The organism is Acidobacteriota bacterium (genome assembly GCA_026393755.1).
GTDB lineage: Bacteria > Acidobacteriota > Vicinamibacteria > Vicinamibacterales > JAKQTR01 > JBAXOX01.
Genome location: JAPKZO010000040.1, coordinates 75,152 through 96,366, shown reverse-complemented (window position 1 = coordinate 96,366; position 21,215 = coordinate 75,152). Strand labels below are relative to the sequence as shown.

Genomic DNA, 21,215 nt, shown 5'->3' with positions numbered 1-21,215 from the left:
CGCAGCTCAGGCAAAACGCGTCAGGCGAGCCCGTGCCTCATCAGCAGATCGTGATCGCCGAGGATCGTGACGACTGGCCCATCTGCCACGATGCCTCCGTGATCGACGACGATGGCGCGCGAGCAGAGTGCGGTGACAAATTCCAGGTCATGGCTCGCCACGACAATCGTCGCTGTCAGCCCGCGCAGCACGTCCGCCAGCCCCCGCCGGCCTCGAGGATCGAGCCCGGACGACGGCTCATCGAGCAGGAGCAGTCCAGGATGGCACGCCAGCACACCGGCCAGGCACACGCGTCGCTTCTCGCCGGCCGAGAGATGATGCGGCGAGCGATGTTCGAATCCGGACAATCCCACGGCAGCCAGGCTCTCCTCGACGGCCTGCGTGGTCGCGACGGCTGACCAGCGGCGGGCCCGCGGGCCGTACGCGACATCTTCGCCGACCGTCAGGCCGAACAACTGATCGTCGGGATCCTGAAACACGATGCCCGCAAGAGCCCGGATCTGTCGGATGCTGCCGGGCGTCAGTTCCGTTCCGTCCACGACAATGCGTCCGACCCGGCCGTGGCGGTGCGCCGTGCCCCCGTGCTCGTGGACGTGCAGGTAGCGACGCCGCTCCGGGAGGAGGCCAGCCACGTGCAGGAGCAGCGTGGACTTGCCGGCGCCGTTGGGGCCCAGCAGCGCGACGCGTTCTCCGGCGGCCACGCGCACACTGATGCCGTTGAGCGCGGGCGACCCGTCCGGGTAGTGGTACGTGAGGCCCGAGACCTCAAAACCGACAGCCGTTGCCCCCTCGTCGCTCATGGCTCGAATCCTCTTGCGCGGCGTGCTCGCTCGAGCGCCTCGGCCCGTTCGAGCGAATGGAGGAGCAGCGCCGCCACCACCCTGCCGAATCCGCGGATCGTGTCTGCCGGTTCCGCGGCCAGATCACTCCACGCGCCGAACGTCGTGCGTCTGGCCTCGCGTGCCTGGAGCATCGCTCTGATCTGTCGCAGCACAGTCGCGAGGCTGGCCAGCGTTGCCTCGAGCACATCCACCAATCGTTGCGGCGCACCCAACTGGCCCGCGCCGTTGACGATGCCGCTGGGCCCGAGCCATGTGGCGATGCCGGCGCCCCCTGCCGCCGCTGCCAGCGCCCGCACCGACAGCGTGAGCGCCACCAACCAGCGGGCACGCGTTGGTGCCAGCAGCGCCGCGGGCAGCGCGAAGGCCGCGACCAGTGGCATCAGCCACGCGATCCGGCGCACAGCCTCGGCGCCTGGCAGGCCGGCCTTGTGAAACGCCCACAGCGCCGTCGCGAAGCTGAGCGTCCACAGACCCCACGCCCAGACGGGCACGGGATCTCCTTGTAAGCCCGCCGGTGCAAGGGCCGCGGCCGAGATGACGGCCAGCCCGCAAGCGAGAACGCCGCCGTGGCGCTTACCGGTGTACGGCATCTGTGTGTGATCGAAGGCTGCGGCTGATGACCCAGGCGAGCACGGCCACCGCAATCGTGCCGAGCGTTCCGGCGATTGCCGTTGCCGCCCGGCCGGAGGCCGCCAATGGCAGCGAGTACCCGGCCAGCGGCGCCGGCCACGCGGCGTAAGCGCGCCCCGCAAAGCCCAGTCGCGCGGCCGCCTGTTCGAGACCGTCTGGCAGCGCAGACGCGAATGGCGAGACAAACGCCGCGACGACGATCGCCACACCAAGGATGCCGACCAGCGCAGCGGCCGGGTGACTCACGGTGTGAGTGGCGTTCAGTCCGCGCACCAGGTCCGGTCTCCAGCGCAGGACCGTCACGACAATGGCTCCGGTCAGTGCGGCTTCGAGCACGCCGACGGCCACATGGGTGACCAGCATGATCTGAACGATGGCGCCGAGCGGATAGAGACCCGACAGACCGAGCCAGATGCCAGTCAGCACCGATGCCGCCGTGGTGGCCGCGAATGCACCGATGACAACCCCGATCGCAAAGCCGCGTGGGCTTCGCGACCAGCGGGCGGCAAGCGCCGCCACGGCATAGGCGACCGCGACGCCCGCCACACCCATGTCGAAGATGTTGGCCCCGAGCGCGCTGATGCCGCCGTCCTGAAAGAGCACGGCCTGAATGGCCAGCACCACTGCCATGGCGATCAAGGCGCGCCAGGGGCCGACCAGCGCGGCCGCCAGCGCGCTTCCCACCAGGTGGCCGCTCACGCCGGGAGCAATCGGCACGTTGATCATCTGCGCCGCGAACAGAAACGCCGCGGTCGCGCCGAGGATGCCGGCAGGCATGGGATGGCTGTCGGCCTTCTCCGCCCGAAGCGCCGAGGCCACGCCGATGGCCGCCGCCGTCCAGGTGGCCGTCGCGACGCCGACGCTCAGAAAGCCATCAGGGATGTGCACGCGCGTCAATCCAGCCGCTGCAGGTTACGCGACACGGCGCGGCCCAGCATCCGCACGCGATCACTCCACGGCAGCCGCCAGAACGTGCTCGCCACGACCCCGCTCGTGAAGAATGTCTTTCGCGAATAGTCGATGGCGACTTCGACCATCACCGGCCTTCCGCCGCGCGCCACCTCAAACGCCCGGTCGAGCGCGGCAGGGACGTGGGCGTCCTGCCGGCACGCCACGTACTCGGCGCCGACCGTGGCTGCAAGCGACTCCACGCTGAACGGCGGGAGCACGCTGTTCTCCTCCCGGCCAAGCGCGGTCCTCTGGAACTGGGCGATCTGCGCGAGTTCGCCGTCGCGCAGCACGCAGACCACGACACCGAGGCTGTACGAAGCGGCCGTCGCCAGCTCCAGCCCCGTCATCAGCAGCGCCCCATCCCCCGGGAGGGCGACCACGTCACGAGTCGGGTTGGCCAGCTTGGCGCCGATGGCCGCCGGCACCGCATATCCCATGCAGGAAAAATCCACCGGCGCGAGAAACCGGCCCGGCGCGTCCAGTCTGAGATGTTCCATTCCGAGAAACGTCCCGTTCCCGCTGTCGGTGGCATAGATCGCATCGGGCGAACGCTGCTGGAGCCCGTCGAACAGGACCGCCGGCGTCACGCCCGTTTCGCTGCGCTCCCGCATGACCAGTTCTCGCAGATCGCGATGGCCGACGGCCATATGTTCAGTGGCGTCGCCCCATTCGCCGCGGGGCGTGATGAGCGGCAGCAGCGCCGCCGCGAACGCCGACGCATCGGCTTCGATGGCCAATGTCGCCGGGAAGTTGCGATGAAACACGTCGCGGTTGATATCGACGTGGATGAGCGTGGCCGGAGGGGTAAAACCCCAGCTGCCGGTTCCGACCTCGCCGAACCGGCAGCCGACGGCCAGCATGACGTCGCATTCGCCCGCCACCGTCCGCACAAACGGCGGCGCGGAGCGGCCGAGACCGTTCCACAGCCACAACGGATGATGCTCTGGAAACACGCCCTTGCCCTGGATCGTCGTCGCGACGGGTGAACCAAGCGCCTCGGCGATCGCGACCAGTGCGGCCCCGGCGTTGCGGGCGCCGTATCCGAGATACAGCAGCACCCGGGTCGCGCCATCCAGCAGGCGCGCGGCCTCGGCGATCGCATCTGACGCGACAATGGCCACGGTGGTCGCCGGACTGTAGGTCTCGTGGGCCGCCACCTCGTGCGTCAAGAGATAGAAATTCGCGGGGATCTCGACAGCCACTGGTCCCGGCGTCCCGGCCCGGGCCAGATCGAACGCCTGGCGCACGACCTGGTAGAGGTCATCCGGCGTCGCCGGCGTGAGACAGGCCTTGGTCACTGGCCTGAGCAGGGCGAGCTGATCGATGTCGTGCAGCTGATACGCGCGGCCCGTGTCATTGCGGATGCCACACGCCAGAACCACCAGCGGGATGCCATCCAGGTACGCTTCGGCGATGCCTGAGAGGCTATGCGTGATGCCGGCTCCGGGCACGACGTTGACGACGCCCACCGACGTCGAAGTGCGCGAGACGCCATCGGCCATGAACCCGGCGCTCTGTTCGTCTGTGACGAGGACCGCGAACACCTGCTCTGACCGATGCAGCGCGTCGTACAGCTCGATGTTGTGGGTGCCGGGGATCCCGAACGCGAATCGCGCTCCCGCATCTTCCAGCGCCCGCACGACCAGTTCCGATCCCCGCGTCTTCATGACGGCAGCGCTCGCAGTTCCGGCAGTTGCCGGCCGACGCCTTCGGCGACGCGATCGGCCAGTGCCATGATGGTCACGTACGGGTTGATCTCGGCGCAGCGGGGAAACAGGCTCCCATCCGCCACGAACAGCCACGGCACACCGTGGACCTGGCCCCAGCTGTCGGTGACCGACTCGGCCGGGCTCGAGCCCATGCGGCACCCTCCCATCGGGTGTGCGCTTGCGATGGCGATCTTGCCCGGCACGAACCCATCCAGCGGGATCAAGTCATCGACGCGATCCGCGTCGGCGGCGTCAATGAAGAACTGCGGCGACGCCGGCGCGTGGATGCGGGCCGCCCCTGCCGCAAAGAAGATGCGCGCCGATGCCCGCATGGCGAGCACGAGCGATCGCTTGACGCGATCGGTGAACGTGTACCGCACGACCGTCCGGCCCTCGCGATCGACGATCACGCGGTTGTCGGATTCTGGCGGATCGATGGCCAGCACCAGAATCATCTGCAGCAGGTCCATGGCCCCCATCAGGCGGCTGTGTTCAGCGCCGAACCCGGTCAGGCTCTTGGCGGTGGTGAACGGAAAGTACATGCACGTTTCCAGCAGGAACCCGTCCGAATCGGCGAAGTGATCGCAGTAGAAGCTCTTCGGGTGTCCGGCGAAGTTGGTGATGGGGCGGTCGTGCTGCCCGACAAGAATCAGCGCGGGATGACACGTGAAGTACCGGCCCAGAGCCGGAAGCGGCGCTGGCAACCGGGACCGCAGCAACAGCGCGGGCGATCCGACGGCGCCGGCTGCGACCACCACTGCCTTGGCGCGGACCCGGTACTCACCGGGAGCCCAGGCGGACGGCTCGCCGTACGATCGCTCACGGACGGTCGCGACAACTGCGCGATCGTCGATCCGGTCGACGGAGCAGTTGGTGACCACAGAGACACCCTGCCGTTCGGCTTCAGGCAGCTGCACGCGATGCGTGCCCATCTTCGCGCCGCTCGGGCAGCCGAGATTGCACAGGCTCGATCCGGTGCAGCCCTTCAGATTCAACGGGAACTGCTCGACGCGATAGCCCAGCGCGCGGCAACCTTCAGCGAACAGCCGGTTGTTGTCGTTGAGATCGTCTTCGGCGAGCAGGTGGACGGCGTTGGCGGCCAGGTACTTCTGAGATCGACGGATCACATCGCTGTGCGTCAACCCGGGCACGGCCCATCGTGCCAGCGTCGGTTCGGTGATCGTGAGTGAGGTGCCGGTGTAGACGACGGTTGATCCGCCATACGCTCGGCCGAGCGCCAGCGTCATCGATCGGTCCTCGGTCAGGAACCCGCCATCGTCCACATAGAGCCGCCGGGCCATCTCGACCTCGCGGCCGGTGAACTCCGAGTCACGCAGCTTGGGACCTGCCTCGAGGACGACGACGCGCGCGCCGTCACGGCAGAGGGAAGCCAGTTCGCTGGCGATCGTGCCGCCGCCCGCACCCGAGCCGATGATGATGATGTCAGCGTCGCGATCGAGCATGGAGCACCGCGTTGCCGTCAGCCGACGGATGGTAGCCGATCGATGCGCCCGCCTCGGGCCGCCCGTAGTAACCCATCATCACGAGCGTTCGAACACCCCAGAAGCCGCTTCGAATGATCTGGACAGGGCAGTCCTGAAACCAGCGCAGCGCCGAATCCTGCTGCTGTGGCGTGAGGCGGTCGAGCCGGCGTCCATAGCGCGCGACTGGCGCCCACCGCAAAACGCGGAGAAACAGACCGAACTGGCGCTGCATCCCGGGAGGCCGGCCGGCGAGCGCCTCGTCGATGAGCGCGAGCATGGCCAGCTGACCGGCATGCGGGAGTTGCGCGGCCTCCGGCACAAGACGCGCCGCAAGCACGAGCAGCAAGTCGCGCTGACCGTCGGAAATGACTCCCACGGGCGTATTGGACCAGAGAGAGGCCCACCGGCGCAACCAGTCTTCGCTTCGACGCGGGCGTGGCGACGACGGCGGGGCTTCGAGGCCGCCTGCCTCCGGCACACCGGTGGAGCCTGACGGCTCTGAGAGAGGCACCTGATTCTGTGGCATGATACACACGCCGATGTACGTTCGTTCGCTCTATCCCTGCGGATGTCGCCTGTCGACGTTGCTAGCCGCGCTGCTGCTTGGCGCCGTTCTGGCCACCTCTGCGGAGGCTCAGCCCACCGCGCCAGGCGACCTCTGGCGCTGGTCCAGATTCACGACCCTCGATGGACTGCCGTCCGACAGGGTCGTCGACGCGGTCGAGGCCTACGACGGCACCATGTGGGTGCTCGCCGGCGGGGACATCGCGTACTTCGACGGGTTCCGCTGGAGAGAAGTGCCGCTTCCGGCCGGGTTCGAGCAGCGGGCGTTCCACGTTGCGGCCCTCTCAGGCAGCGGGCTGGCCGTGCTCGCTCCGAGCCAACTCCTGGTCGGGGATCGCCACGGTTTCCGAGTGGCCGAGGCAGCCGCGGACGGGACGAGTCGCCGGTGGCGGGCCATCGCCGGCGCGCGCAACGGTCCTCTGCTGCTGCTCGACGACGCTGGCATGCTGTTCGAATGGGACGGCAAGACATTCAGACCCCACGAGGCCGGGGCGCGATTTGGCCGCGTGCTCAATCTGTACCAGGCGGGCTCGGCAGCAGCATGGATCAGTGCCGATCAGGGGTTGTACTGTTGGGACGGGACGACCTGGCGTTCGCGGATGCCGCCTGGCACCGATCCGTACCTCCTCTCCACAGTCATTGAGCGGCCTGACGAGGGGGCGTATGCGTACATCGAGAGCCCACAGTCGGCCCGCGGATTGTGGCGGTGGGACACCTCGAACTCGACCGCTCCGCGGGGCACGCGCCAGCCGATTCTCAGCCAGACGGTGTCGCTGGCCGTCACGCTGGATGGAAATATATTGGCCGCGCACCAGACCGGCGAACTGACGGTCCTCCGCAATCAGTCGTGGGGCCCGCTGACCACACGCTTCGCCGAGATGACGGACGCACATGGGATAGGAGTTCGGGCCAACGGCGACGTGTGGGTGACGTCGGACCACGGCCTGTTCCTCGCCAGCCGTTCGGTCACCCGATGGACATTTCTGTCGTTCCCGTCGGCCGACGGCCGCAATGGTGTCAACGACATCTATCGAGGCCACGACGGCATGTGGCTGGCGACAGCCAATGGGCTTGTTCGGGTGCAGCGCAACGGTGAGGTCTCCGAACACATTCAGCGAATCGGTCGGGAAGCCCTCGGCACCGTGACAGGCGTGATGCGGGACTCCCGGGGTCGCCTCTGGATCTCGAGCGGGGGCAGCTTTACCGGCGTGCGGTGGCTTGACCGGAAGGGCTGGCACCGGTTGACCGACGACCCCCTGCTGGATCGTACTTACGTGCATCACGTGGCCTCCGATTCAGGCGGCGGCGTGTGGTTCCTGGGTCTCGCGTCGACGGCAGGAGCAGGAGAAACGCGGCCGATCGATGGTCCTGGCGCCTTCCAGCTTGGTCCCGACGGCCGCATCACGCGCTGGAGCGTGGCCGAAGGACTGAAGAGCGGCCGGGTCTACGCCTTCGCGGAGGCGCCGGACGGCGCGTTCTGGTTTGGTACCAGCGGAGGTCTGAGCCGCTTTTTCCACGGCCAGTGGCGTCATTGGACGCTCGCGGAGGGACTTGCGTTCGACAGGATATTCAGCCTCGCTGTGGACTTGTCGGGTGCCGTGTGGTTCGGGCACCAGACGAAAGGGGGCCTGGGCCGGCTGCAGGGCGACACGATTCGCTACTTCACCAGCCGCGATGGGCTGGCGAGCGATGACGTGTGGTCGGTCCAGCCAGACGCGCGGGGCCGTGTGTGGGTCTCGTGCCTCGGAGGCTTGTCGGTCCTCGAGGACGGCAATTGGACGACGTTCGATACGCGCGCCGGGCTGCGCAGCACGAGGGTGTGGCCCGTGCGGCCAGCGGCTGACTACGCGTACATCGGAACCAACGGTGGAGGGCTGGCCGTGCTGGACGTCGGGAATCCATCGCCGCCCCCAATCGTGATCAATGAGCCCCCTGTGACCGAAGCCGACGCGGTCCAGGTGAGCTGGCGGGCGTTTGCGTGGTGGGGTGAACTGGCGTCAGACGATGTCCCGACCCGTGTCCGGATCGACGAAGGCCCCTGGGCCATGTGGTCGACCGAACGAACACGGAGGTTCGGCTCGCTCGCTTCAGGCGACCATGTCGTTCGTATCCAGGCGAAAGGCCTGCTTGGGCATCCTGGACCGGTGGCGACGATTCCCGTGTCCATCGCCCGGCCGTTCTACCTGCGCCCGGCTTTCTACGTGCCGATGGCGACGCTCGGCATCATCAGCCTCGGTCTGGTCGTCAATCTCGGCATTCGCCGCCGGCGGCATCACCGCGAACTCCAGGAGCGAGAGCAGAGATTCAGCCAGATCTTCCATTCCAGTCCTCTGGCCACCGGAATCTCGTCGCCCGAAGAGGGTCGCATCGTCGATATCAACGAGGAGTTTGCCCGGCGCTTTGGATACACCCACGACGAGGTGATCGGCAGGACGGTGACCGACATCGGTTTCTGGATTCGGCCAGAGGATCGCGCTGCGGTAGTGTCAGCACTCGACGACCCTGATGGAAGTCACCGGATTGAGACGCAGTTGCGCTGCAAGTCGGGCGAGGTAGCCGACGTCGTCCTCTACCCGGCGCGGATCGAGATTGGCGGAAAGCCCTCGTTGGTCTGGCAGATTCTCGATGTCACCGCGCAGCGGCGTCTCGAAGCGCAGCTTCAGCAGGCTCACAAGATGGAAAGCGTCGGGCGTCTGGCGGGAGGCATCGCGCACGACTTCAACAATCTCCTGACTATCATCATGGGCAATGCGTCGCTGCTCGATGACGCGCTGGAGCCGGGAGACGAGCGGCACGGCGAGGTCGGGCAGATCCAGGTGGCGGCCGAGCGCGCGGAGAAGCTCACTCGCCAACTGCTGGCGTTCGCCCGCAAACAGATTGTCGAGCCGCGGACCGTGAATCTGAACGATCTGGTCTTGAGGACCGATCGCATGTTGAGGCGTCTTATTGGCGAGCACGTCGAGCTGGTCACGATCCTGGCGCCCGATGCCATGGCCGTGCACGTCGACCCCGCCCAGATCGAACAGGTGCTGCTCAACCTGGCCGTCAACGCGCGAGACGCGATGCTGGACGGTGGCACGCTGACACTCCGCACCGCGAACGTCGAGATGGCCGAGGGCGACCCGACGCGTGAACCTGATACGCCTCCGGGTGCGTACGTCAGGCTGTCAGTGGTCGATACCGGTACCGGCATGGACGGACGGACGGCCGCTCACGTCTTTGATCCGTTCTTCACGACCAAGGCAGCCGGTAAGGGAACCGGGCTCGGTCTGGCGACCTGTTACGGCATCGTAAAACAGTTGCGGGGACAGATCACGATCGACACGGCACGAGGTCGCGGCACCGCGTTCCACGTCGACCTGCCGGTGGCTACGTCGCCGGCGCAGGTCGAAGAAACGCCCGAGGAGCGTGTCGAGTTGCCGAGAGGATCCGAGGTCGTACTGCTGGTCGAAGACGAGGTGCAGGTGCGCCGGCTGGCCGCCTCGATCCTCCGCCAGCGCGGCTATGACGTGTTCGAAGCGGCAAACGGTCCGGAGGCTCTGGGGTTCGAGGCCGGGCATGAGGGACCGATCGACATACTGGTGACCGACATCGTGATGCCGCAGATGCGGGGGACCGAGCTGGCGAGCCGTCTGAAGCCCCGGCGCCCCGACATGAAGGTGCTGTTCATGTCCGGCTACACCGACGACCAGATGTTCCGCCAGGAAGTCGGGACCGGGTCGTTCGCGTTTCTTGCCAAACCGTTCACGCCCGCATCCCTGGCCAGCAAGGTACGGGAGCAACTCGACAGTTCCGCAACATAGAGACGATCACTCCCGGAGTGATTGGTTGTCCGGCGGACGCAATCACTCCGGGAGTGATCGTCCGGACCCGGCAGCCGACCGGTCAGGTCACGTGGAACTGCAGCGCGCGGAGCGTGCTGATCAACTCGGGCGATCCGCCGGTGACGGTCACCGTGGTCTGGCGGAATTCCCGGCGCATCTGATAAGTGCTGCGCAACTCGTCAAACACCAGAGCCCGCTCGCCAGGCGTCATCGGCGCCGTTCGGCGGAGCGCCTCGTGGTCGCGTGCGATCGGACACACCGCCGCGACGACGTCCGCCAGCACCTCCACCTCGTTTCGTCCTGCGGCGTTGACGGTGGGTGGCGGGAGAGAGGGCGGCAGCGCAGTCGCCCCGGCGTGCCACGCCGGCTCGACGCCGAGGAAGCGGCAGGCGGCGTCGTACACCATCGCCGTGCCGTTCAACTTGCCTTCGAGCGAATAGCCCGCCACATGAGGTGTGCCGATGTCGACGTCGGCGAGGAGCTGCCCGTCAATGGCCGGCTCGTGATCCCAGACATCGAGGACTGTCGCATCGAGCCGACCGTCTCCGAGGGCGCGGCCGAGCCCCCTCTCGTCGACGGCCTCGCCCCTCCCGGCGTTGCAGAACCACGCGCCCGGTTTAAGACGCGAGAAGAACCGCTCGCCGATGAGCCGATACGTGGGAAAGAGCCCGTCGTACGTCAACGGCGTGTGGCACGTGATGATGTCGCAGTCGAGCAGCTCGTCGATCGGGCGATAGATGTCGCTCCCGGTGGCGAGTGATTTCGGCGGATCGTTGAGGACCGGCACCATGCCGAGCGCTGTCGCCTTTTCGACAACCAGCGAACCGACGTGCCCGACGCCGATGATGCCGACGTGCTTTCCGGCGAGCGCGCATCCGTGACGGCGAGCCAGCGTGAGCCACGCGGCAGCGATGTATTCGGCGACGGCGTTGGCGTTGCACCCGAGCGCGGCATGACTCGCGATCCCCATCCGCGCTAGATCGTCGATCGCCACGTGATCCGAACCGGACGTGGCGGTGCCGACGAATCGAACCCGCGTGCCCGCCAGCATCGCCTCGTCCACGCGCGTGATCGCCCGGACGACGAGCAGATCGACGTCACGGAGATGATCACGAGTGATCCGGCGCCCCTGCAGCAGGCGCACCTCGCCGAGCGTGCCGAACGCCTCCCGAGCGAACGGGATGTTCTCGTCGGCCAGAATGGTGACGGTCGCCACGTAGGAATCTTACCTGAGGATGAGGCCGAACACCTGTCCCACAAACGCGGTCAATTCGATGGTGGAGCCCGTCGTTCGAAAGTGGCGCCAGCTCATCGTCACACCGCCGGCGAGGCCGCCCTTGGCGTTGTGCAGGAAGTACACCGGCAGGTCGAATCGGACGCCGCCTGATGACGGATTGACCGACAGGCGGGGATTGACGGCGACGGTCGGGCCGAAGAGCCGGCGAACTTCCAGTGTCAGGACGTGGGTCCGGGCCATCGTCACACCACCGACCGCCCGGTTGACGCATTCAAGCACGCCCGTGTCGCCGAGGGGGACGCAGATCTGGCGGCTGTTCCCCGCGTGGTATTCCACCACCCGCGCATACTCCGCTCCGTACGAGAGCGCTTCGCTGGCGACGAGCCCGGCCCTGGCCGTCAGCGCCCAATTGACGCGGGTTTCGGTTTCGCTCGACGCGGTTGGGGTGGGGACGAAGCTGAACCGCTCCGGGCCGAACGTGTAACTGACGCCGGCCAGGAACAGGCGCCGCGGAGCGAGCCATCGCGCCACCTCCTCAGCCGCGTGCAGCTGCGGTGTCTCCGCCGCGGCGAGCGCCCCGTTCGGACCTTCATGCCGCAGATCGCGAATCGAGCACGGCCGCCTCGGCAGAGTGATCTGCTGTGCCTGCTCGTACTGACGGCACGCGGCATCGAGCTTCTCGCGCGCGACGGCGGACGGGTAGCTGGTCCAGAGCAGGCCAAACTCCACGGTCGACTTGTAGCGAAGTCCATCGAGATCGGCGAACACCGCCTGCCGTGAGGTGCCGTCGACCACGCCCTGAAGCTTTATGTCGAGCAGCCAATCCCGGTACTGAAAGCCGATGCGTGCGCCGGCAATCTTCGTCGTGGAACTCGCTTCGAGGATGAACGTGGGCGCTGGTCCGCTGCCGACCGACCGCCGCGTCGGATCGGCCAGCCGGGCCAGCGCGCCGTTGACGGCGCTGCGCCGCTCGGCGGCATTCAGGGTCTCTTGCTGGTTCGCGGCGTCTGAAATCGGGACCGGCGGTTGCGCGCCGGCATGCACGCTGGTCAGCAGGAGCGCCGCACAGGTCATCACGATCGCCGGTTGCGCCCTCGGGCTCATCGCATCCTCCCCGGAGTGTCAGATGGATGCGGATTGTACGAAGGCCGAGGGACCGCAGTCTGCCGGATTGCACGGAGAATTCCTCTGCAGCCTCCAGTCGGCCTGGCGGGTGAGGCGCTCGCGCCCCGTCTCCTCCGTGGCGTTTCCTTCGTCACGGATGGCAGCCGCCGTCGATATACTGGTGCACACACCATCGCACACATGCCTGCTGGCCCGTTCCGGAGGACACTGTCGTGAAACGGACGATTTGTATAGCCGCTGCCTTGCTGCTTGCCACCGCGCCGAGCGGTGCTGCCGCTGAGTATCCCGCGCCGGTGCAGGGCGACTACGTCCTGAAGAATTTCGCCTTCGCGAGCGGCGGGAGTCTGCCCGAGTTGCGCATGCACTACCGGACCATCGGTCAGCCGCGAAAAGACGCCGCGGGTCTGGTCCGCAACGCCGTGCTCGTGCTGCACGGAACGACGGGCAGCGGTGCGCAGTTCCTCGCGGCGTCGTTCGCAGGTGAGCTGTTTGGCTCGGGCCAGCTGCTGGACGCGTCGAAGTACTTTCTCATCCTGGTGGACAACATCGGCCACGGCGGATCGAGCCGGCCGAGCGACGGCCTGCGCGCGGCGTTTCCGAAGTATGGCTACCGCGACATGGTGACCGCCCAGTACCGGCTGCTCACCGAAGGGCTGGGCGTCAACCACCTGCGTCTGGTGATGGGCACATCGATGGGCGGGATGCACTCCTGGCTGTGGGGCGAGATGTACCCCGATTTCATGGATGCCCTGATGCCGCTCGCCAGCCTGCCCACGCAAATCGCGGGGCGCAACCGCATGTGGCGCAGGATCGCCATCGATGCCATTCGCAGCGACCCCGAGTGGCAGGGCGGAAACTACACGGCTCAGCCGAGGGGGCTGCGCACGGCGGCCGGGATGCTGGACTTGATGAGCAGCAACCCGGCGCTGCACCAGGCGGCGGCGCCGACATTCGAAGCCGCCGACAAGGCCTTCGACACGTACGTCAACAACTACATGAAGACCGCCGACGCGAACAACGTGCTGTACGCGCTTCAGGCGTCCTGGGATTACGATCCGGGTCCGGCACTCGAGAAGATCAAGGCGCCGCTGGTGGCGGTGAACTCAGCGGACGACCTCATCAACCCGCCCGAACTGCGCATCCTCGAGCGGGAGATCACACGCGTGGCGAAGGGGTCCGCGTTCGTCATTCCACTGGGCGACAAGACCCGAGGCCACGGAAGCCACACCATCGCGGCGTTGTGGAAGGACCATCTGGCCGGTCTGCTCAAAGCCACGGAGAAGTAGCCGCCGCTCAATCCGACAGCACGAGGTGACTGATGGTTGAGGTGAGGGAAGTCCAGTCGCGATCTGAGCTCAAGCAGTTCGTGACGTTCTCCGAGAAGATGTATCGGGGGCACCCGCAGTACGTGCCCAAGCTCGTGGATGACGAGCTGAGCACGCTCCGCCGGGATCGGAATCCCGCGTTCGAGTACTGCGAGGCCCGTTACTGGATGGCGTTCAAGGACGGCAAGGCGGTGGGCCGTATCGCCGGCATCATCAGCCGCCGGTACATCGAGACGTGGAAGTCGCGCCGGGCCCGGTTTGGGTGGATTGATTTTGTCGACGATCCGGACGTGTCGGCGGCGCTGCTCGGCGCGGTCGAACAGTGGGCGAGAGAGCAGTCGCTCGATGGCGTGCACGGACCGCTGGGATTCTGCGACATGGACCGGGAGGGCATGCTCATCGACGGCTTCGATGAACTGGACATGCTCATCACGATCTACAACCACCCGTACTACCCGGTTCATCTCGAGCGGCTCGGCTACGCCAAGGACGTGGACTGGGTGGAGTACCTGGTCGAGACGCCCGCGGAGATGCCTGACAACGTCGACCGCATCGCCCGAATCGTGCTCGACCGCTGCAAGCTCCGTCTCCTGGAGACAAAAGGCAAGCGCGATTTGCTGCCGTACATCGATGGGATCTTCGCGCTGATCAACGACACCTACAAGGATCTCTACAGCGTCGTCCTGCTGTCGGAGCCGCAGATCAAGTACTACACGAAGGCGTTCTTCGGCTTTCTCGATCACCAGTACGTCAAGATCATCCTCGACCAGCAGGGGAAGGTCGCCGCCTTCGGGGTCGCGATGCCGTCGCTGTCGAAGGCGCTCCAGCGATGCCGCGGGCGGTTGTTTCCATTTGGATTCGTGGGCATTCTGCGCGCGCTCAAGAAGAACGACCGCCTTGACCTTCTATTGACGGCGGTGCGGCAGGACTTGCAGAACAAGGGCGTCAACGCGGTGCTGATCAACGAGGTGTGGAAGTCGGCCGTCAAGAACGGCAGCAAGTACGCCGAGACCGGGCCGGAACTCGAAACCAACGAGAAGGTGCAGTCGCAGTGGAAGCATTTCGCCAACCGCCAGCATCGGCGCCGGCGCTGCTTCTACAAGGCGCTCTGAGGTTTCGAAGTGCTGCATCCCATCCTGCAGGCCACCGCAGACGCGCTGCGCGCTGCAACCGTTGATCTGGCGCCCGACGACATCGGGCGTCGTCGCCAGCCGGACCGCTGGTCCGTCGCCCAGATTCTCGACCATCTGCTTCGGACGTATACCAGCACGGCGTATATCCTCAATCGATGCGTGGGGCAGAACAAGCCGAAGGGCAGGCGACCTACGCTGCGGGAGCGAGTGGCCGCGTGGGTGGTCGTCGATCTCGGCCACTTTCCGACCGGCTCCCAGGCCCCTGCCGTGGCCCTCCCGTCACCCAGCCCGGCCCCGACCGTCAGAGACGATGCCCTGGCGGCCCTGGCGCAGCTGGACGGTGCGGCGGCGGCGGCCGAAGCGCGGTTCGGACGCCGGACGAAACTCGCCAATCATCCGATCCTCGGGCCGCTCGACGCCGGGCAGTGGCGCCGATTCCACTTCGTCCACACCCGCCACCACATGAAGCAGATCGCCCGGCTGAGTGTCCAATCATCCCGGAGTAATTACGGAATTGTAATCACTCCGGGAGTGATTGAATTCGCCCCGGTGCCTTTGTGCTATTCTCTGCACGAATTCACCGCGCGACCGTTCCTGACAGGCCCTGAGGCGACATGGAACCCTCGTCTGTCGGCCCGTACCGTATCATCGAACGGCTGGGAGCCGGTGGGATGGGTGAGGTCTACCTGGCGGTGGACACCCGTCTGAATCGGAAGGTCGCGCTCAAGTCCCTCACCGATCCGTCGCTCGATGCCCCGCACGCGCGAAGCCGGCTGCTGCGTGAGGCGCGCGCCGCCGCCCAGATCACGCATCCGAACATCGCGGCGATCTATGACATCCTCGACACCGAGGCGCATCCCTGCATCGTGATGGAGTACGCGCAGGGCGAGACGCTCGCTCGCATCGCGAGCCGCGGGCCTCTGCCGTGCCACCAGGTCCTCACTATCGCCTCGCAGCTGGCGGGCGCACTGGCGCACGCGCACGCGGCGGGCGTCGTGCACAGGGATCTCAAGCCGTCGAATGTCGTGCTGACACCGGACGGCGCGGCCAAGGTCCTCGACTTCGGCCTTGCCCGCGTCAGCGACCTCGAACAGGATCTGGCATCCGCCGATGCATCCACGTGCGAAGTGACGCTGTCGCGAGCGGGCGTCATGGCCGGCACGCCGGCCTACATGGCTCCCGAGCAACTGGGTGGGCATCCGGCGAGCCCCTCGAGCGACATCTACAGCCTCGGTGCCACGCTGTTCGAACTGCTCACCGGGCGGAAGCCCTTCGACGCGCCGACCACGCGCGATGTGATCTACCAGGTTCTGGCGAAGCCTACGCCCCTGGTCAGTGCCGTCAACGGATCCGTGCCGCCAGTCGTGGACGCGATCGTCGCGAAAGCGATGGCCAAGGATCCGGCGGAACGGTACCGGTCGGCGGCGGAGATGGCCGACGATCTTCAGCAGGCGGCGCTCAAGTGCGCGGCCACGCCAGACCGATCCGGATCGCGCGGATCGACGGTCGGCCTGGCTGCGAGTCTGGCGGCGATCACGTCGCGCCGCCGGTGGACGGCGGGGCTGGCCGGCGCCGCGCTCGTGGCGGCGGTGTTGGTGCCGGCGGGATTCCTTCTTCAGGAGCGAATGTTCCCCGTCCCGCCTGTTGCCTCGCAGTTCGTGGCCGTCCTGCCGTTCGCCAACCAGACCGGCGATCCGGCCCAGGACGCGGTCGCCGCTGGCTTTTCAGAGGCGATTGTCTCCGCGCTCGAGGGCCTGTCGGCGGTGAACGTGCTCTCGCGGCCAGCCGACCCGGCGATCTCCCCGAACTCCGGGGATGCGCGAAAGGCCGCCCGCGAGCACGGCGTGACCATGCTGGTGAGCGGCAGTCTGCGCCGGGTTAGCGGGGTGCCGCGCTTCGTTGTGGCGGTGGAGGACCCGAGCGGCAAGGTCGTCTCCGAGAAGACCTATCACGGTTGGACCACCGGGACGTCCGGGACTCAAGCGCAGGCCACCTCCGATATCGTCGCGGCGCTGAACGTCAGCCTGACGGCGGCGGATCGAGGCCGGCTGAGCCGGACGCCCGCGTGCCAGGCCGCCTCGTACGCCGATTACGCGGCTGGACGCCTGCTGCTCGACCGCCGTGATGTCGCCGGCAATGTGGCCAGGGCCGAGAAGGCGTTCCGGTCTGCCGTCGCACGGGATCCCTCCTGCGCGCCGGCGATGGCCGGCCTGGCCGACGCGTGCCTCGCCCAGTACGGCGAGACCAGAGATCCGTCATGGATCGAACAGGCCAGATCCTTGATCGTGAATGCCAGCGCCGCGGATCCCGACAGCCCGGCCATCCGGATCTCGCTGGCGCGTTTCTATCTCAGCACCGGCAAGAACGAACAAGCCGAGAACGCCATCCGGCAGGTGATCGAGAAGCGGCCGTTCGACGACGAGCCGCATCGCGTACTCTCAGACGCGCTGGACACGGAAGGCCGGAAGCAGGAAGCGGATGCGGAGATTCAGCAGGCCATCAGGCTTCGGCCCAACAACGTCCTCAATCACCTGGTCCAGGGCGCGATGTTGCTGGAGGCCCAGCGCTACAAGGACGCAGTCGACACGTTCGGGCGCGTTCTGGCGATCCAGCCCGACAATGCCTGGGCGTTGACGAACCGGTGTTCCGCTCACGCGTATCTTGGTGCCTACGAGCAGGCGCTCGCGTGTTACCAGGCGCTGCCCTCAGACGCTACCAACCTCACAAATATCGGTGTGATCTACTTTGCGCTCGGCCGGTTTCGTGAAGCGGCAACCGTGTGCGCCAAGGCGGTGGAGTTGGATCCGGGCAACGACATCAAGCGCCGCAACCTCGCCGACGCGTACGCGGCGATCGGCGATCGAACAAGCGCCCTCAGGGAATTCGAACAGGCCGCGACGCTCACGCAGGGCATGATCAGGGTCAATGCCCATCAACCGAGGGTGCTGGCCCGGCACGCGTTCTATGATGCGAAGCTCGGCCGCCGCGAGGAAGCACTTCGACATGCCAGTCAGGCCGTGGAACTTGCTCGAGACGACCCGTACGTCCTGTACCGACGCGCCGTGGTTCACTGCCTTCTCGGCCAGCCAGTCGACGCGGTCATCTGGCTCGAGCGCGCGCTACAGAAGGATTACCCGGTGCGAGACGCGCGTGGCGACGCGGATCTCGATCCGATCAAGACGCTCCCGAAAGTCGCTGAGATGCTGCGCGGAGATCGGTAGACGCGCAGCCGGGCACCCAACGGCGGAGGTCACACTCACCAATGGAGGAATCGCAATGAAGTACAAAGGGGTTACTCGCATCATCACCATCCTCATCCAGCGGTCGCTCCCGAAGGGTCCGTACACGCTCGACGTCGTGCCCGACTACGCGACGGCCTTGCCTGGCGACACGGTGGCCTGGAACATTCAGGGCGCGCCTGCAGGCGTCGACGTGACGGTCGGGAATTTTGAACAGGTCAGCGGCTTGACACGCGTGCGCGTTCGCCGGGGCGCCGTGCGTATGGTCGCGCAGAATTTCCCCGAGAAGAAGATCAAGAAGACGCCGACCGGACACGCCTGCAAGCTCCGCGGGTTACTGCCCGGTATCTACAAGTACGACGTGCGGTTCAACGGCGTCACCGTCCTGGATCCCGAGATCGAGGTTCCGAGGCCCGGAAGACTGTAGAGAGATCGCCGTCGAACTCCCCGGCGTACGGCGCGCGTCAGCTCCGGCCGATGGCCTGCTTGACGCGCGCCGGCGTCATCGGCAGCTGATTGAGCCGCGCGCCGACCGCGTCGAAGATCGCGTTGGCGACGGCCGCCCCCACCGGGACGATGGCCGGCTCCCCGCAGCCGGCCGCGGGGATCTCTGGCGCGTCAATCAAGACGGTCTCGATCCGCGGCACCCACGAGAAGAGAGGCAGCCCGTACGTGTCGAAGTTCTTGTCGAGCACCTCGCCGCCCTTGAAGTGAATCTCCTCGCTGAACGTGTAGCCGAGACCCATCGTGATGCAGCCTTCGACTTGCTGCACCGATCCCTCCCGGTTCACGATGACGCCCTGATCCTGCGCGCATACCACCCGCTTGACCTGCACCCGGCCGGTCGCCTTGTCGACCGCCACCTCGGTCATCAACGTGACATAGGTGCCCGCGTCGATGCCGCAGGCGACGCCGACGCCGCGGCCGCTTGGCGCCGCCTTCGGAGTCCAGCCGAACCGCTTGGCAGCCGCCTCCAGCGCGCGGATCATCCGCGGGTCGGTCAGATTCTTCAGTCTGAAGGCCACCGGGTCCATGCCGGCCCTGGCCGCCATGACGTCGATGTGCGACTCGCGCGCAAAGGCGTTGGTACTCGCCCCGGGCGCGCGCCACGGGCCAATCGCAAACGGATGGTAGCCAGCCGCTCCTCCGCCGCCCCAACTGCCATAGACCATCGTCTGGTGGTTGGCGATGTTATAGAAATGCGCCGCGCCCCGTTCCCCGGCGGCATACACGTGATAGTCCCAGAGCACAATCGCGCCCGAGGCGTCGATGGCCGACTTGATCTTCATCACCGCGGCGGGACGGAACGTGTCGTAGAAGAACTCCTCATCGCGCCCGAACACCACGCGCACGGGTTTGCCGGTGAGCACGGCGAGCCGCGCCGCCTCGACGGCCTGCCGCGACGCGGACTTGCCGCCGAAGCCTCCACCGACAAACGGCGTGATCACCCGCACCTTGTCGGCCGGCAGCCTCAGCGCGGCCATAATCTGACTCTTGACGGGAAACGGCGTCTGCGTGCCCGCCCAGACGGTCACCTTTCCGTTTTCGACCGCCGCGACCGCCGAGTGCGTCTCCATCGGCGCGTGCGCCATATAGCTGTCCAGATATGTCGCGTCGAACTTCTGCGCCGTGGCGCCGGCAAACGTCGCGACATCGCCACCCGCCGCCGCGCGCTGACCCTGCGGCGCGTTCTTCACGAGGTGATCGAAGATCGTCTGGTTGTCGACGGGCGGGTCGTTCCGCGTGAACTGCGCCTTGATGAGCGCGAGCGCCCTGTCCGCCTCGTCGCGGTGTTCGTGAAGCACCGCCACCATGTCGCCGTCCCGGATCACGCGAACGCCCGGCACCTGCTCGGCAGCCGACGTGTCGACCTGCGTCATCGTGGCGCCGTGAGCCGGAGGCCGGAGGATGCGGGCGTGCAGCGCCCCGCCCGGCGGCACGATGTCGCCCGCGTACTTTGCCTTGCCGGTCACCTTCTCGATCGCATCTCGCCGGGGTGCCGGCATTCCGACAATCCTGAACGCCTTGACGGGCTTGACGGTGGCTTTCTGCTCGAGCTTGCGCTCGATGCGCTTGCCCTCGGTGAGCTGGCCGTAGGTCACCTTCTTGTTTGCATCCGTCGCGACCGACACGACGCCCGCCTTGACGACCAGGGTGTCGATGGGCACCTGCAGACGTTCCGACGCAAGCAGCAGCAGCACCGCGCGCGCCTCGGCCCCTGCGTTCCGCAGGATCGGGCCGAACGTGCGGATGCTGAGCGATCCGAACGTGCCCATGTCCCACGGACACACGTCCGTGTCGCCCATGACGACGTCCACCGATGCGAGCGGCACGTCGAGCTCTTCGGCGAGCAACTGCGGGAGCGACGTCATCGACCCCTGGCCAAGCTCGACCTTACCGACGAAGCAGGTGACGCGGTTGTCGGTGCCGATGTGCAGGTACGCATTGACGTCCGTCGGAGGGCCCTGCCGGCCTGCCTGCGGCCTCGCCCCTTCCTGCAGACCCTGCGCCGGATCGACCGCCATCAACACGAGCAGGCCCGTGCTCGTGAGCTTCAGGAAGTCGCGCCGATCGACCGGGAACGTGGTTGGGCCGTCCACGACCAGTTCGTTGTCATCGTCCCAGCTCATCGCGCGCCCCCTTTCATCGATGCCGCCGCGGTCTCGACAGCTGCCACAATCCGGACGTGCGCGCCACAGCGGCACAGGTGGTCGTCCAAGTGCTCAATGATCTGGGCGTGGGTGGGCTTCGGGTTCTTCAGCAGGAATGCGTAGGCGCCGAGGATCATCCCGGGCGTGCAGAAGCCGCACTGGAACGCCAGGTGCTTCACGAAGGCCTCCTGCAGCGGATGGAGGGTGCCGTCAGTGGCGAGGCCTTCGATGGTCAGAACCTTCTTGCCATCGACCTCCCGCATCGGCGTGGCGCACGAGCGCACGGCCTCGTTGTTGACCAGCACCGTGCAGGCGCCGCAGAGGGCGGCGCCGCAGCCGAACTTGGTTCCAGTCAGGCCGAGGTCGTCGCGCAGAACCCACAACAGCATGCGGTTCTCGTCGACCGTCAGCCGCGTGGGCTTGCCATTCAGCGTGAAAGCTACCGTTCGCATCGCAGGCGTCTCCAGTGGAGGGGCGTGATCGTTCCCGAGCCGCATTGAT

16 protein-coding genes are annotated in these 21,215 nt (G+C 66.8%); 6 read left to right on the top strand and 10 right to left on the bottom strand.

All coding sequences use genetic code 11. The annotated features are described in order from the left end of the window. Positions 1-20: 20 nt before the first annotated feature. From NTV05_17580 to NTV05_17555, 6 genes are read right to left on the bottom strand one after another with little or no spacing between them, the layout of a single operon-like run. Positions 21-800, bottom strand: a complete 780-nt coding sequence (locus tag NTV05_17580) for an ABC transporter ATP-binding protein (protein MCX6546207.1) — start codon at positions 798-800, stop codon at positions 21-23. Continuing rightward, complete coding sequence (locus NTV05_17575; protein ID MCX6546206.1) at positions 797-1,432, bottom strand: hypothetical protein; 636 nt, start codon at positions 1,430-1,432, stop codon at positions 797-799. Before NTV05_17575 ends, NTV05_17580 begins: the two co-directional genes overlap by 4 nt. Next, positions 1,416-2,360 (bottom strand): energy-coupling factor ABC transporter permease, encoded by a 945-nt coding sequence (locus NTV05_17570; GenBank protein MCX6546205.1) that lies wholly within the window; start codon positions 2,358-2,360, stop codon positions 1,416-1,418. The genes NTV05_17575 and NTV05_17570 overlap by 17 nt, the downstream gene beginning before the upstream one ends. A 5-nt stretch (positions 2,361-2,365) precedes the next feature. Next, the gene (locus NTV05_17565; protein ID MCX6546204.1) at positions 2,366-4,090 is read right to left on the bottom strand and encodes a thiamine pyrophosphate-binding protein; all 1,725 of its coding nucleotides are present in this window, start codon (positions 4,088-4,090) and stop codon (positions 2,366-2,368) included. Beyond that, complete coding sequence (locus tag NTV05_17560) at positions 4,087-5,595, bottom strand: GMC family oxidoreductase N-terminal domain-containing protein (protein ID MCX6546203.1); 1,509 nt, start codon at positions 5,593-5,595, stop codon at positions 4,087-4,089. The genes NTV05_17565 and NTV05_17560 overlap by 4 nt, the downstream gene beginning before the upstream one ends. Then, the gene (locus tag NTV05_17555; GenBank protein ID MCX6546202.1) at positions 5,576-5,992 is read right to left on the bottom strand and encodes a gluconate 2-dehydrogenase subunit 3 family protein; all 417 of its coding nucleotides are present in this window, start codon (positions 5,990-5,992) and stop codon (positions 5,576-5,578) included. The genes NTV05_17560 and NTV05_17555 overlap by 20 nt, the downstream gene beginning before the upstream one ends. Before the next feature lie 163 nt (positions 5,993-6,155). Between NTV05_17555 and NTV05_17550 the strand changes: the two genes are divergently transcribed. Continuing rightward, on the top strand, positions 6,156-9,983 hold the full coding sequence (locus NTV05_17550; GenBank protein MCX6546201.1) for a response regulator: 3,828 nt from the start codon (positions 6,156-6,158) through the stop codon (positions 9,981-9,983). Positions 9,984-10,065: 82 nt separating this feature from the next. Here the strand turns inward: NTV05_17550 and NTV05_17545 are convergent, their stop codons facing one another. Further along, on the bottom strand, positions 10,066-11,220 hold the full coding sequence (locus tag NTV05_17545) for a 4-phosphoerythronate dehydrogenase (GenBank protein ID MCX6546200.1): 1,155 nt from the start codon (positions 11,218-11,220) through the stop codon (positions 10,066-10,068). Between the two features lie 9 nt (positions 11,221-11,229). Then, positions 11,230-12,345 carry a hypothetical protein gene (locus tag NTV05_17540; GenBank protein ID MCX6546199.1) on the bottom strand — a complete coding sequence of 372 codons (1,116 nt, stop codon included), beginning with the start codon at positions 12,343-12,345 and terminating at the stop codon, positions 11,230-11,232. Positions 12,346-12,578: 233 nt separating this feature from the next. Here NTV05_17540 and NTV05_17535 point away from each other — a divergent pair, with 233 nt between their 5' ends. From NTV05_17535 to NTV05_17515, 5 genes are read left to right on the top strand one after another with little or no spacing between them, the layout of a single operon-like run. Beyond that, positions 12,579-13,652 (top strand): alpha/beta fold hydrolase, encoded by a 1,074-nt coding sequence (locus NTV05_17535; protein ID MCX6546198.1) that lies wholly within the window; start codon positions 12,579-12,581, stop codon positions 13,650-13,652. Positions 13,653-13,684: 32 nt separating this feature from the next. Next, complete coding sequence (locus NTV05_17530; protein ID MCX6546197.1) at positions 13,685-14,803, top strand: hypothetical protein; 1,119 nt, start codon at positions 13,685-13,687, stop codon at positions 14,801-14,803. A 9-nt stretch (positions 14,804-14,812) separates the two neighbouring features. Beyond that, positions 14,813-15,532: a DinB family protein gene (locus NTV05_17525; protein MCX6546196.1), complete on the top strand. Its 720-nt coding sequence runs from the start codon at positions 14,813-14,815 to the stop codon at positions 15,530-15,532. Then, positions 15,439-18,045, top strand: a complete 2,607-nt coding sequence (locus NTV05_17520) for a protein kinase (protein MCX6546195.1) — start codon at positions 15,439-15,441, stop codon at positions 18,043-18,045. Before NTV05_17525 ends, NTV05_17520 begins: the two co-directional genes overlap by 94 nt. 55 nt (positions 18,046-18,100) lie before the next feature. Further along, positions 18,101-18,490: a hypothetical protein gene (locus NTV05_17515; GenBank protein ID MCX6546194.1), complete on the top strand. Its 390-nt coding sequence runs from the start codon at positions 18,101-18,103 to the stop codon at positions 18,488-18,490. A gap of 37 nt (positions 18,491-18,527) precedes the next feature. Here NTV05_17515 and NTV05_17510 read toward each other — a convergent pair whose 3' ends face one another. Continuing rightward, positions 18,528-20,693 (bottom strand): molybdopterin-dependent oxidoreductase, encoded by a 2,166-nt coding sequence (locus NTV05_17510; GenBank protein ID MCX6546193.1) that lies wholly within the window; start codon positions 20,691-20,693, stop codon positions 18,528-18,530. Continuing rightward, positions 20,690-21,166: a (2Fe-2S)-binding protein gene (locus tag NTV05_17505; protein ID MCX6546192.1), complete on the bottom strand. Its 477-nt coding sequence runs from the start codon at positions 21,164-21,166 to the stop codon at positions 20,690-20,692. The genes NTV05_17510 and NTV05_17505 overlap by 4 nt, the downstream gene beginning before the upstream one ends. Positions 21,167-21,215 lie beyond the last annotated feature (49 nt).

Coding starts and splice junctions, on each gene's coding strand:
- NTV05_17580 (MCX6546207.1), bottom strand. CDS start 800: ATGAGCGACGAGGGGGCAACGGCTGTCGGTTTTGAGGTCTCGGGCCTC.
- NTV05_17575 (MCX6546206.1), bottom strand. CDS start 1,432: ATGCCGTACACCGGTAAGCGCCACGGCGGCGTTCTCGCTTGCGGGCTG.
- NTV05_17565 (MCX6546204.1), bottom strand. CDS start 4,090: ATGAAGACGCGGGGATCGGAACTGGTCGTGCGGGCGCTGGAAGATGCG.
- NTV05_17560 (MCX6546203.1), bottom strand. CDS start 5,595: ATGCTCGATCGCGACGCTGACATCATCATCATCGGCTCGGGTGCGGGC.
- NTV05_17550 (MCX6546201.1), top strand. CDS start 6,156: ATGTACGTTCGTTCGCTCTATCCCTGCGGATGTCGCCTGTCGACGTTG.
- NTV05_17540 (MCX6546199.1), bottom strand. CDS start 12,345: ATGAGCCCGAGGGCGCAACCGGCGATCGTGATGACCTGTGCGGCGCTC.
- NTV05_17530 (MCX6546197.1), top strand. CDS start 13,685: ATGGTTGAGGTGAGGGAAGTCCAGTCGCGATCTGAGCTCAAGCAGTTC.
- NTV05_17520 (MCX6546195.1), top strand. CDS start 15,439: ATGGAACCCTCGTCTGTCGGCCCGTACCGTATCATCGAACGGCTGGGA.
- NTV05_17515 (MCX6546194.1), top strand. CDS start 18,101: ATGAAGTACAAAGGGGTTACTCGCATCATCACCATCCTCATCCAGCGG.
- NTV05_17510 (MCX6546193.1), bottom strand. CDS start 20,693: ATGAGCTGGGACGATGACAACGAACTGGTCGTGGACGGCCCAACCACG.
- NTV05_17505 (MCX6546192.1), bottom strand. CDS start 21,166: ATGCGAACGGTAGCTTTCACGCTGAATGGCAAGCCCACGCGGCTGACG.